Here is a 12131-nt window from a genome sequence, read left to right as displayed (position 1 = left end):
CTGCGGCGTGGGCGCCGCACGCCGTCCGCACCCGCTGCTTGGATCATTTGGGGCCATCCGGCCCCAGGTGACGAAGGGCAGCACGGGTGAGTGAGCTGGTGATCGAGACCTCCGGCCTCCGCAAGGAGTACCGAGGTCGTGGTGGGGTGCGTGTCGCCGTGCACGACCTGGACCTGGCGGTCCCCGCCGGCGGGGTGCACGGGTTCCTGGGCCCCAACGGGTCCGGCAAGACCACCACCATCCGGATGCTCCTCGGGCTGGCCCGGGCCACCCGCGGGGAGATGCGCCTGTTCGGCGAGCCGGTGCCCCGGCGCCTGCCGGCCGTCGTCGACCGGGTCGGTGCGGTCGTGGAGTCCCCGAAGTTCTCCCCCAACCTCAGCGCGCGGCGCAACCTGCTGCTGCTCTCCCGCTCGATCGGGGTGCCCGACACCCACGTCGACGAGGCCATCGTGACGGTGGGGCTGAGCGGGCGCGAGGGCGACCGGTTCAAGTCCTACTCCCTCGGCATGAAGCAGCGCCTCGCGATCGCCGCGACGCTGCTGAAGAAGCCCGACCTGCTGATCCTCGACGAGCCCACCAACGGCCTCGACCCGGCCGGTATCCGCGAGATCCGCGAGACCATCCGCACCCTCGGCGACGCCGGCGTGACGGTGCTGCTGAGCTCGCACATCCTCGCCGAGGTCCAGCAGGTGTGCACCGCGGCCACGATCATCGGCCAGGGCCGGCTGCTCGCCTCCGGGACCGTCGACGACCTGCTCGGCAGCGGTACGGCGTACCGAGTCGCCGCCGCGGACCCCGGTGCCGCCGGCCGGGCGCTGGAGGCCGCCGGGCTGGGCGTCACCACCGAGGGCCATGGCGCCCTGCGCGTGGAGACGGACGACCCGACCACGATCACGCGCACCCTCGCCGAGACGGGCATCTGGCTCACCGAGCTCACCCCGCTGCGCCCGGACCTGGAGACCTTCTTCCTCGACCTGACGGCCGCCGCCTCCCTCGACGGCCCCGACACCTCCACGACCGGCTACGTCACGATCCCGCAGGAGACCGTCCGATGATGCGACTGATCCGCGTCGAGCTCACCCGGCTGCGCTGGCGCCGTGCGGTCGTCGCCCTGCTCGGGCTCGCGATCGTGGTCCCGGCGGTCCTCGGCTTCAGCCGGGCCTGGGACACCCGCCCGCCCTCGGCGGAGCGGCAGGCCAGCATCGATGCGATGGTCGAGAGGGACACCCAGCGCAAGGGCACCCAGCGCCAGCTCGCCGAGTGTGTCGCCAACCCCGCGGACTGGGGCGTCGAGGCCGGCGACGACCCCGTGGCGACGTGCGAGGAGTGGGTCCTCCCCCAGCCCGAGTGGTACGGACCGCCGGTCCTCGACCTCACCGAGGAGCACGAGGGCAGCGCCGTGGGCGTCATCTTGATCCTCGGCCTGCTCGCCATGCTCATCGGTACCACCTTCGCCGGGCACGACTGGGCGAGCGGGTCGATGAGCAACCAGCTGCTCTTCGAGCCGCGCCGCCACCGCGTGTGGCTGGCCAAGGCGATCGCCGTCAGTGTCACGGCGCTCGCCGTCGCCGCTGTCGTGGCAAGCGGGTGGTGGCTCACGATGTACGCCGTCGCGACCCGCCGCGACCTCGCGATCCCCGACGGCCTGCTGCGCGACGGGCTCGAGCAGGGTCTGCGCGGCGCCGCCGTCGCGGCCGTCGCGGCGCTGGTCGGCTACGCGCTGACGATGCTGTTCCGCAGCACCGTCGCGACGCTGGGCGTGGTGTTCGCGGTGAGCCTGGTCAGCGGGCTGCTGATCGCCGCCCTGGGCCTGGACGGCGAGGGCCGCTGGATGCCGAACAACAACCTGGCCGCGGTGGTGCAGAACGGCTCGACGTACTGGGACCCCCCGCCCGCGGAGTGTGACACTCCCCGCGAGCCCCCGGCCGGCCTGGACTGCAGCGGCGAGGGCCACGTGAGCATGGCCCAGGGCGCCGGCTACCTCGGCGTGCTGGCCCTCGGGATCGGTGCGGCGTCGCTCGGCTCGCACCGGCGCCGCGACGTGCCCTGACGTGGGCCCCGCCGGTCGCGGACGGCGCCCGCCCGCGGCGTACAGTAAGGGGGTGACTCAGGCGCCCGCACCCGAAGGCAGGAAGCTCCTCCGACTCGAGGTCCGCAACGCGGAGACCCCGATCGAACGCAAGCCCGAGTGGATCAAGACCCGCGCCAAGATGGGCCCGGAGTACACCGAGCTCATGGGCCTGGTGAAGTCCGAGGGCCTGCACACCGTGTGCCAGGAGGCCGGCTGCCCCAACATCTTCGAGTGCTGGGAGGACCGCGAGGCCACCTTCCTCATCGGCGGTGACCAGTGCACCCGGCGCTGCGACTTCTGCCAGATCGACACCGGCAAGCCCCAGCCCCTCGACCGCGACGAGCCGCGGCGCGTGGCGGAGTCGGTGCAGAAGATGGAGCTGCGCTACGCCACCATCACCGGCGTCGCGCGCGACGACCTCCCCGACGGCGGTGCGTGGCTGTACGCCGAGACCGTGCGCGCCATCCACGAGCTCAACCCCGGCACCGGGGTCGAGAACCTGATCCCCGACTTCAACGGCAAGCCCGACCTGCTGCGCGAGGTCTTCGAGTCGCGCCCCGAGGTGCTGGCCCACAACGTCGAGACGGTGCCCCGGATCTTCAAGCGGATCCGCCCCGCGTTCCGCTACGAGCGCTCCCTCGACGTGATCACGCAGGCCCGCGACTTCGGGCTGGTCACCAAGTCCAACCTGATCCTGGGCATGGGCGAGACCCGCGAGGAGATCAGCCAGGCGCTGCAGGACCTGCATGACGCCGGCTGCGAGCTGATCACGATCACCCAGTACCTGCGGCCCTCGCTGCGCCACCACCCGGTGGAGCGCTGGGTGAAGCCCCAGGAGTTCGTGGAGCTGCGCGAGGAGGCCGAGGAGATCGGCTTCTCCGGCGTGCTGTCCGGCCCGCTGGTGCGTTCGTCGTACCGCGCCGGACGCCTGTACCGTCAGGCGATGGACGCCCGCCAGGGCGCCTCGGCCTGACCGAGCGGCACCCGTCCGTCGGCCAGGGCCGAACCGCACGACCAGACAAGGCACACCCAGCGCAATGGCGAAGTCACCGAAGGCTCCCAAGGCACCCAAGCCCGGCAAGGCCGGGAAGGCGCAGAAGGCTCCGGCCGACCCCAGCAAGATGAGCCGTCGACAGCAGATGCTCGAGACCTACCGGATGACCAAGAAGAGCGATCCGCGGATCGGTCTGTGGATCCTCGGCTCGTTCCTCGTCTTCGGAGCGATCGGCTTCGTGGTCTTCAAGATCCTGCCCGGCAGCGGCGTGATCGAGTGGATCCTCTCGATCGTCGGCGGCCTGCTCGCCGGCGTGCTCGCCGCGATGATCATCTTCGGGCGGCGCGCGCAGAACGCGGCGTACACCCAGATGGAGGGCCAGCCCGGCGCCGCCGCGGCGGCCCTCGGCATGCTGCGGCGCGGCTGGGTGACCGAGCCCGCGATCGCCTTCAACCGCCAGCAGGACGTCGTGCACCGCGTCGTCGGCCCGCCCGGCATCGTGCTGATCGGCGAGGGCAACCCGACCCGGGTGCGGCAGCTGCTTGCCTCCGAGCGCCGCAAGCACGAGCGCGTCGCCTCCGAGGCGCCGATCCACGAGATCGTGTGCGGCCGCGGCGAGGGCGAGGTCCCGCTGCCCAAGCTGGTGCGCAAGGTGCAGAAGCTCGGCCGCAAGGTCAAGGGCCCCGAGCTGACCGACATCATCCACCGACTCAAGGCGATGGACGCCAACCGCTCTGCCATCCCGATCCCCAAGGGTCCGGTGCCGACCAGCATGAAGGGCATGCGCGGCAACCTGCGCGGCCGCTGAGCCCCTTCTCCCCCAGATACGCCGACGGGCGCCGACCATCACGGTCGGCGCCCGTCGTACGTCGTGGGGCGGGTGAGCGAGCCTCAGCTGCCCGCGGAGCCGCCGCCCATCAGCTCCTCCATCGAGGTGGTCTCGTCGGCCGGGGGCGCCTCGATGTCCACGTCGGTGCCCCAGTTGTCGAACGACATGCTCACGGCGCCGGACGTGCCCATGTCGAGGTCCATGCGGCGGAACCGCTCGTCGTCGTCCAAGACGATCTCGACGTCCATGGTGGCCGGGACCTGGTTCGCCTGGGCGCCGAGGCCCTGGAGGTTGGCCGCGCCGAGGAGCTCCTTGGTGTCAACGGTGAGGCGGTACTGGTCGGCGTCGTCGCCGTTGGCGTCGGTCTCCCCGACGTACACGACCTTGGTCAAGCCCTTCTCGAAGGTCTCGAGCATCTGGCGCATGTCCATCTGGGAGCCAAAGTCCATGCCCAGGCCCTCCGCGGCGTCCTCCAGGTCGAAGGTGACCCACTTCTCACCCATGTCGGGGGACTTCATGTACATGACGTTGTCGACCATGACCATCTCGATGTTCTGGCCGGGGCCGAGGCCCGTGAAGGACATCTCCATCGCGGCGGGGTCGCTGCTGTAGTCGATGACGCCCTTGGCGGTCACGTCCATCCCGTCGCCGTCGACGTCCATCGTGTAGTCGGCGGTGGAGAGGTCCTCGACCGAGGCGCGGTAGAGCTCCATGAACTCGTCCTTGTCCACGGTCTCGCCGGGGGCGGCGTCCGGACCGTCGCCGGTCTCCGCGGCGGGTTCGGCGCTGGACTCCGAGGACTCGCCGCTCTCGGCCGCGGCGGCCTTGGTCGGCTCGCCGTCGTCCTCGCCGCAGGCGCTCAGGGAGCCCAGGGCGAGCGGGATGAGGGCAGCGGCAGCGGCGCTGCGCACGGTCAGGGAGCGTCGGGACATCGGTAGGGCCTTTCTGAGGGCTTCTCGGGTGTGTTCAACGGTAGGCCTACCCCGAAGCGGGCTCAGCGACCCGTCATCCCCCGCCACGTCTGCAACGTCACGGTCGCGGAGCCGACCGCGAGGTCGTGCAGACCGCGCCCGTCGGGGCGGAAGACCAGCGGCGGGATGACCAGGGCCACGAGGACCTGGCGGACGAAGGCCTGGATCAGGCCGATGGGGCGCGGGTCGCCGTTCACGCGTACGACGCGCAGGCGGGTCGCGATCTGGCCGAAGGAGCCGCCGGAGAGGGCGGTGAGCACCGCGGACTCGATCACGAAGACGAGGAGGACCCAGAAGCTGGAGCTCGGGTCCTCGGCGTACCGCGTGGGGCCGACGATGAGCACCACGGCGAGGGTCGAGGCCGCCCAGTCCACGATCAGCGCGAGGATGCGCCGGGCCCAGCTGGTCGTCTCGACACTCGTCATGCTCACCGCTCTAGGCTAGATGCAGCGCTCCTGCGCCTCGCGACCGCCTCGGCGCCGCAGACCGGGAGCACCTGTTACATGCCGGAAACACACCGGGTACCGTCTGGAAACTGGCCCACGACACATTGTGGGCACTAGGCCGGAGCAACGGGGCCCCGCGCCGCCCGGCTTTTTCCCACATGCCGGCTGCGTACTCGGTGCAGCCAAGGAGGATGAATGTTCCAGAACAGCGACGAGCTGCTCAAGTACATCAAGGACGAGGGCGTCGAGATGATCGACGTCCGCTTCTGCGACCTGCCCGGCATCATGCAGCACTTCACGGTGCCGGCCTCGTCCTTCGACCAGTCGGTCTTCGACGACGGCCTCGGCTTCGACGGCTCCTCGATCCGCGGCTTCCAGGCCATCAACGAGTCGGACATGTCGCTCTTCCCCGACGTGACCACGGCGTACCTGGACCCGTTCCGCACCGCGAAGACGCTGGTCGTGAACTTCTTCATCCACGACCCGATCACCGGTGAGGCCTACTCCCGCGACCCGCGCAACATCGCCCGCAAGGCGCTGGCCTACCTGGACACCACGGGTATCGCGGACACCGCGTTCTTCGCCCCCGAGGCGGAGTTCTACATCTTCGACAACGTGCGCTACTCCACGGGTGTCAACGAGAGCTACTACCACATCGACTCGGTCGAGGGCTGGTGGAACTCGGGCAAGGAGGGCGACAACCTGGGCTACAAGACGCGCCTCAAGGGCGGGTACTTCCCGGTTGCGCCGTACGACCACTACACCGACCTGCGCGACGTGATGGTCAAGAACCTCGAGGCCTCGGGCCTGCAGGTCGAGCGTGCCCACCACGAGGTCGGCACCGCGGGTCAGGCGGAGATCAACTACCGCTTCGACACGCTGCTCAAGGCCGCGGACGACGTGATGAAGTTCAAGTACATCATCAAGAACACCGCCTGGGAGGCCGGCAAGTCGGTCACCTTCATGCCGAAGCCGATCTTCGGTGACAACGGCTCGGGCATGCACGTGCACCAGTCGCTGTGGAAGGGCGGCGAGCCGCTGTTCTACGACGAGACCGGCTACGGCGGTCTCTCGGACATGGCGCGCTGGTACATCGGCGGCATCCTGAAGCACGCCCCGTCGCTGCTGGCCTTCACGAACCCGACGGTGAACTCCTACCACCGCCTGGTGCCGGGCTTCGAGGCGCCGATCTCGCTCGTGTACTCCTCGCGCAACCGCTCGGCCTCGATCCGCATCCCGCTCACGGGCTCCAACCCGAAGGCCAAGCGCGTCGAGACCCGCTTCCCCGACCCGTCGGCGAACCCCTACCTCGCGTTCTCCGCGCTGATGCTCGCCGGCATCGACGGCGTGAAGAACAAGATCGAGCCGGCCTCGCCGATCGACAAGGACATCTACGAGCTCCCGCCGGAGGAGATGGCCGAGATCGACCAGGTCCCGACCTCGCTCGGCGCCGTGCTCGACGCGCTCGAGGCCGACCACGACTACCTGACCGTCGGCAACGTCTTCACGCCCGACCTCATCGAGACGTGGATCGACTACAAGCGCACCAACGAGATCGCGCCCGTGCAGCTGCGCCCGCACCCGCACGAGTTCGAGCTGTACTACGACATCTGATTGGCAGGTCTCCCGATCTGTACGAACGCCGCCGAGCGACCGCTGGTCGCTCGGCGGCGTTTGCCGTTGGTAGTCGCTCGTGTTCCAGAACGATTGCTCCGACCCGCGGCCGGACGGAGGACGGGAAACGCAGGCACCCGTCATCGGGAACGTCGAGCTGACATGAATGAGCGGCGATGGTCCAGACCTGCCTCGTCCGGGTCAGACACTCTGCGTCAAGGCGGCGCCCGGCAGATGGGTCCTGCAGTAACTTCCCCGCGGCGGCCTCGCTTGTTCGCGGGGTTCGGCATGGTGCTCGCCCGTTAGCGTTCGGAGGTTCGTGTGTCGGACGTTGTCGTGGTGTGGAAGCCGATCCAGGCGGCGTGGCGGCGAGGCGACTTCACCGATGTGTGGCTGCTCGTCAAGCCGGCGCCGGGGGTCGAGCTCGATCTACCGGTGGTGGAGGCTGCGGCGGAGAAGGCAACCGACGACCTCGATGTCGACGGCACGGACGAGGGCACCGTGGGCGGCTCCTCGATCGACCTGTCGACCGGTGTCGCGGTCTACCTGGCCCGAACCGGTGACACCGACAACCTGCGCCGCTGGCTGCAGCGCTTCGCGACCCTGCTCACCCAGCACGGGTACGCCGGCGAGATCAAGGCGGCACCTCTGGCCTATCCCCCCTCATGGACGGCCGAGCTAGAGCGCTACCAGATGACCCTGTTCATCGCCTACCGCACCGAGGGCGACACCCAGGGCCCCAGCAGCGGGCCGATCCCGTGGGCGGTGCCGCCGGAATCGACCCGCCGTCTGATGCGGGCCAGCGTTTCCTGGGCGGTGCGCGCCGACGACCAGGCCCACCACCTGATGCTGGGCACCTTCTCCAGCCGGCTGGGAAAGGCGCCCGACATCTCCCGGACCGCTGACATACTCGCCACGGGCGTGCCCGCTTACGGGCAGGGTGGCCTGTGGGCACTGCACCGGCGCACACGGCGCGCACGCGTCGTGAGCTTCAGCGTCCCGGGTCTGGGCGTGTACTCCTACGCCGACGATGCCCTCTCCTGGCGCGACCGACTCGACGACCTGCTGCCCCTCCTCCGAGAGGACACGGAGTCGATCGACCTAGCCATGGTCCGACCCGGCCCGCTGTGGGCGGTCGACTGGTTCTCGATGGAGGCCAACGGGCCACCCATGGACGTCCCGCCCGCCTGGTTCCGAACCCACCGCGACCGCCTCATTGACACCGTTCCCGACGCCCACGGCGTCCAGCTCCTCACCGGCGCCCACCTCGACCGTGCCCGTGACCTCAGCAACTGGGTGATCGACCAGATCGCCCCCGACCGCTACCTCGTCACCGCCCCCGACCTCGAACCGTGGTTCGCCACCGGCGTCGCCGACCCCGCGGTGGTTGCCGCCGCTCGTGCGGACTTCGGCGACATGCTCCGGTGGCGCGACGCGGCCTGAGGGCCACCGTCGCTCGGTGCTGATGGCTCGCCCCATCGATGACAAGACGACGCGCTACTGCCCGGTCGCGCTAAGGGGAGCTGGCGATCTACGACCGATCCTTGAAGTAGCCAATCTGCCGCGCCTCGCGCTGGAGCGGTCAGGCGATTCTGCGAGCCTCGCGCGGCGATATGGGGCAGGGGGGGCGGGCTGTGGCCCCGCCGAATGTGGGTGGCCACAGGTCACCGGGCTCTTCAAGAACAAGCCGATGATGCCGCCGATCACCAGAGTGCTGACAGCGATGTAGGCGTCTGAGGCTCGCATGTCGACCGTGAAGAGGCGAGCGGATGCGGGACCGGGCAGTAGGTTTCCGTCGGAACTGCGGTCACCGCGATCCGGTTGGCCGCCTACGTCGACGGCAACGGCACCAGCCGGGCCTGGAGTGTCCTGGCCGCGGGCGGAGCGAGACTTGCGACACCCCGGCTAGGTTGTCGTCATGGCGCGGGCGGTGAGCTCCGACGACACCTGGGACCTCGTGGTCGTCGGGGCGGGGCCGGCCGGTTCGGTGACGGCGCTCTCGGCGCTGCGGGCGGCGCCGCACCTGCGGGTCCTGCTCCTCGATCGCGCTGACTTCCCCCGCGACAAGTGCTGCGGCGACGGGATCGCGCCCCACGTCGGCGACGTGCTGCGCGAGGTCGGCGCGGAGTCCGTGACCGCGGGCTGGCGGCCCGTCGACGTGTTGCGGCTCTCCCGCGGCGACCACGCGGTCAGCGGCAGGATGCGGCGCTCGGTCTGGGTGATCCCCCGCGAGGTCCTCGACGCCCGCCTGGTCGCGCACGCGGTCGCGGCCGGCGCCACGCTGCGGCGGCAGCGGGTGCGTGAGGTGAAGGTCGGGGATGACGCGGTCACCCTCGACGGCACCCTCCGCGCGCGGGTGCTCGTCGGCGCCGACGGTGCCGAGTCGGTCGTCCGCTCCGCACTCGGGCCTGCACGGGCGCCGCGGCGGGCACTTGCGCTGCGCGGCTACGCCCCGACCCTGCCGCAGGGCGCCGGCCGCCAGCTCATCCGGTACGGCGAGCGCCGGCAGCCGTCGTACGCCTGGGCCTTCGACCGGGGCGACGGGTGGTCCAACGTGGGGTACGGCGAGCTCGTCGACCGCGACGGTGCGCAGCGGCCCACGCGCGCGCTGCTGCTCGACCAGCTCGAGCTGCTGCTCCCCGGCTACGTCGAGGGCGGCACCGCCTGGCGCGGCCACCACCTGCCGCTGTCGGGATGGCGCTGGGACCAGCCTGACGGCCGGGTCCTGCTGGCCGGAGACGCGGCGGGGCTGGTCAACCCGATGACGGGCGAGGGCATCTTCTACGCCACCCTCACCGGCCTGCTGGCCGGCCGCGCGGCCGCGGGCGCGATCGCCGACGGCTCCCCCGCGGCTGCCGGCGCGGCCTACCGGGCCTCGGTGCACCGCCGCTTGTCCCGCCACCTTCGGCACACCTGGACCGCCTCCCAGCTCACCCGCCGGCCCCGAGTCGTGCGCGCCGGGATCAGCGCGGCGGCCCGCGACCCGGCCGCCTTCGACGGCCTCGTCGAGCTGGGCCTGGGCGACGGGCGCGTCACCGCGCGCCTCGGGCTCGCCCTGGGCCGCTCCCTCCTCACCCAGACCAGGACGTGGTGACTCCGCGCAGATCACCGACGCCTCGACTGCGGGATCTGCTGCACGCCTCGTCTACTCGGCTGGCCATCGGTTCGTCGTGGGCTGGGACCGGTTCTGACGTCCCGTCCGGGCGGTCTGTTCCGCCACCCAGTCCCGGACCTTGTCGATCTCGATCTGATAGGCAAGGCGTGGGTAGTCGCTCCACGTCGGGTTTCCGGGCCACAGCAGCTCGATCTTCACCGCATTGTCGCGAACCGTGATCGAGAAGAGCTCTCGAGTGTCGCGACGAGAACCGACGACCATGCCTGTCACGACGTGGTCACACGTGATCCCCCTGATGCCCTCCGCCGCCGCACCCGGCACAAGGAAGGTCGCCATGAGGAACTTGAGCCACGGCACCATGTGGTTCGCCTTGTCGCCCCCGTCGTAGCTCAGACAGCATCCCTGAGGGCACACCGCCCAGTTGGACCAGCCGCGCGGGGCGCGCGCCAGGAGCTCTCGAAGCACGTCGTCGTCCTCGTCCGCCACCCGGAGAGGGCCTCCGGACTCCTGCAGGAACAGCGATCCGGAGATCCGGTTGATGAAGGAGATCTCGCGCCTCCCGAGCGGGGGCTCGATCTGGAGGTATCCGATGAAGTCGGTCTGGTAGCCCATCGGACCAGGCTGCGGGCACCCGACGAGCCGTGCAATGCCCGTCGTCGAGGCTGTGGAGAGCGCGGCCAGGTCCCTTCTCCGTACGGGTCGGTGGCCGGGTTCAGGACGAACGGCGATGGGTGCTGCTCGGCTGTGGGTTCAGGACACCCCGTTGAGCACGCCGTGCCCCAGGCTCAGCACCCCGGTGGTCGCCACCGCGTTCGCTACTACTGGGTCACGTGAAGGCGAGCGATCTCCCGCACGAACCGCGAGCTACGGTCAACGCCGGCACGCGACCCAGTTGATCCGAGCTGAGGACCGTGGAAGAGAGGTCGAGCAGGCCGGGTCTCCGGGGAGGCACCACGTCGCCGGTCTACAGTGTCGCGATGGCGCATGAGGTGGGCGAGGTCGACCAGGTCTCGACGCTGCGAACAAGTGACCCCGCCGCGGCCGAAGCAGCCGTGGCTGCGAAGTACCAGATCTCCAACCGTCTCTCGGTGCCCTCCCGGCACCGTGGGCAGTTCGACATGCAGATGACCAAGGTCCGGATCGGGTCCTCCAAGGTCGGGCTGTTGTCGTTCGGAGCCGATACCCGGGTGCTCACCGGCGCCACGAGCGGCTTCCACATCAACCTCACGCTCCAGGGGCGCGCCACAGGTGCGCGCAACGGCGCCGAGGCGGAGACGGCGGTCGCGGGTGAGGGACTCGTCTACGAGCCCGGCGTGGTCACCGACGCGTTCTGGTTGGGCGGATGCCGGGTGCTGACGCTGCTCCTTGCACGGGACATCGTCGAGCGCGAGCTGGAAGCGCTGCTCGGGCACAGTCTGCGCGCACCCCTGCGTCCCGAGGCCAAGACCGGGGCCAACGGGTTGGCCGAGGCACTTGCCCCTGTCGTTCAGCTGGTTCGAAGCCAGGCCGCCCGCCCGATCCCTGCCAGGGCTATCGCCACGGTGCAGAGTCACGTGGAGGCGCTCATCGTGGACAGCTTCCTGCTCGCGCACCGGCACAACTACAGCGAGGAGCTGGTCCGACCGACACCGTCCGTGCCCCGGGCACCGATCGAGCGCGCCGCGTACCTGCTCGAGGAGCGCCCCGAGCACCCCTGGTCCACGCCCTCCCTGGCAGCCGAGGTGCACCTCAGCGTCCGCGCGCTCCAAGACGGGTTCAAGCGCCACCACGGCACTCCGCCGATGACGTTCCTACGTCGCATCCGGCTCCGCAGAGTCCACGCAGCCTTGGCGTCAGCAGTGCCGGGAGAGACGACCGTGCACGAGGTAGCGCTGCGGCACGGAATCCTGCACATGGGGCGCTTCTCGGCCGTCTACCACAAAGAGTACGGAGAGCATCCGTCGGTGACGTTGCGACGGCCGGTCACCTGAGTCGCGTCTGACCCCACGCCAGACACGAGCTGCTGCCGGCGACCGACGTCCCGTGATCCGCCGGGACTATCCGATTCGCGCGCCGTCCTGTGCGAGGCGCGCATGTCGACCGGCTTGGGCG

The 12131-nt window shown here is 70.3% G+C and carries 11 protein-coding genes; 8 read left to right on the top strand and 3 right to left on the bottom strand.

Annotated features, from left to right (window positions below; genetic code table 11):
• Nucleotides 1–86: 86 nt before the first annotated feature.
• The 4 genes from HOQ23_RS08170 to HOQ23_RS08155 all read left to right on the top strand — a co-directional run bounded on the left by HOQ23_RS08170 (nucleotide 87) and on the right by HOQ23_RS08155 (nucleotide 3873).
• Nucleotides 87–1055, top strand: a complete 969-nt coding sequence (locus HOQ23_RS08170) for an ATP-binding cassette domain-containing protein (RefSeq protein ID WP_172213614.1) — start codon at nucleotides 87–89, stop codon at nucleotides 1053–1055.
• On the top strand, nucleotides 1055–2050 hold the full coding sequence (locus HOQ23_RS08165; RefSeq protein WP_172213612.1) for a hypothetical protein: 996 nt from the start codon (nucleotides 1055–1057) through the stop codon (nucleotides 2048–2050). The genes HOQ23_RS08170 and HOQ23_RS08165 overlap by 1 nt, the downstream gene beginning before the upstream one ends.
• Before the next feature lie 52 nt (nucleotides 2051–2102).
• On the top strand, nucleotides 2103–3044 hold the full coding sequence (lipA, locus tag HOQ23_RS08160; protein WP_172213610.1) for a lipoyl synthase: 942 nt from the start codon (nucleotides 2103–2105) through the stop codon (nucleotides 3042–3044).
• Nucleotides 3045–3108: 64 nt separating this feature from the next.
• Complete coding sequence (locus HOQ23_RS08155) at nucleotides 3109–3873, top strand: DUF4191 domain-containing protein (RefSeq protein ID WP_172213608.1); 765 nt, start codon at nucleotides 3109–3111, stop codon at nucleotides 3871–3873.
• Between the two features lie 83 nt (nucleotides 3874–3956).
• Here HOQ23_RS08155 and HOQ23_RS08150 read toward each other — a convergent pair whose 3' ends face one another.
• Nucleotides 3957–4826, bottom strand: a complete 870-nt coding sequence (locus HOQ23_RS08150; protein WP_172213606.1) for a DUF6612 family protein — start codon at nucleotides 4824–4826, stop codon at nucleotides 3957–3959.
• Between the two features lie 62 nt (nucleotides 4827–4888).
• Nucleotides 4889–5290 carry an RDD family protein gene (locus HOQ23_RS08145; protein ID WP_172213880.1) on the bottom strand — a complete coding sequence of 134 codons (402 nt, stop codon included), beginning with the start codon at nucleotides 5288–5290 and terminating at the stop codon, nucleotides 4889–4891.
• Between the two features lie 216 nt (nucleotides 5291–5506).
• Here HOQ23_RS08145 and glnA point away from each other — a divergent pair, with 216 nt between their 5' ends.
• From glnA to HOQ23_RS08130, 3 genes are all read left to right on the top strand, one after another.
• The gene (gene glnA, locus HOQ23_RS08140) at nucleotides 5507–6925 is read left to right on the top strand and encodes a type I glutamate--ammonia ligase (protein ID WP_172213604.1); all 1419 of its coding nucleotides are present in this window, start codon (nucleotides 5507–5509) and stop codon (nucleotides 6923–6925) included.
• Between the two features lie 321 nt (nucleotides 6926–7246).
• Complete coding sequence (locus tag HOQ23_RS08135) at nucleotides 7247–8368, top strand: hypothetical protein (protein ID WP_172213602.1); 1122 nt, start codon at nucleotides 7247–7249, stop codon at nucleotides 8366–8368.
• A 475-nt stretch (nucleotides 8369–8843) separates the two neighbouring features.
• Nucleotides 8844–10019, top strand: a complete 1176-nt coding sequence (locus tag HOQ23_RS08130; protein WP_172213600.1) for a geranylgeranyl reductase family protein — start codon at nucleotides 8844–8846, stop codon at nucleotides 10017–10019.
• A 51-nt stretch (nucleotides 10020–10070) separates the two neighbouring features.
• Here the strand turns inward: HOQ23_RS08130 and HOQ23_RS08125 are convergent, their stop codons facing one another.
• Complete coding sequence (locus HOQ23_RS08125; protein WP_172213598.1) at nucleotides 10071–10652, bottom strand: hypothetical protein; 582 nt, start codon at nucleotides 10650–10652, stop codon at nucleotides 10071–10073.
• Between the two features lie 365 nt (nucleotides 10653–11017).
• On the opposite strand from HOQ23_RS08125, the gene HOQ23_RS08120 reads away from it, so the two are divergent.
• On the top strand, nucleotides 11018–12010 hold the full coding sequence (locus tag HOQ23_RS08120) for an AraC family transcriptional regulator (RefSeq protein ID WP_172213596.1): 993 nt from the start codon (nucleotides 11018–11020) through the stop codon (nucleotides 12008–12010).
• Nucleotides 12011–12131: the final 121 nt, after the last annotated feature.

The organism is Nocardioides sp. zg-DK7169, assembly GCF_013155365.1.
Lineage (GTDB): Bacteria > Actinomycetota > Actinomycetes > Propionibacteriales > Nocardioidaceae > Nocardioides.
The sequence above is the reverse complement of the archived record's forward strand: the minus strand, read 5'-3'. Positions and strand labels throughout refer to the sequence as shown.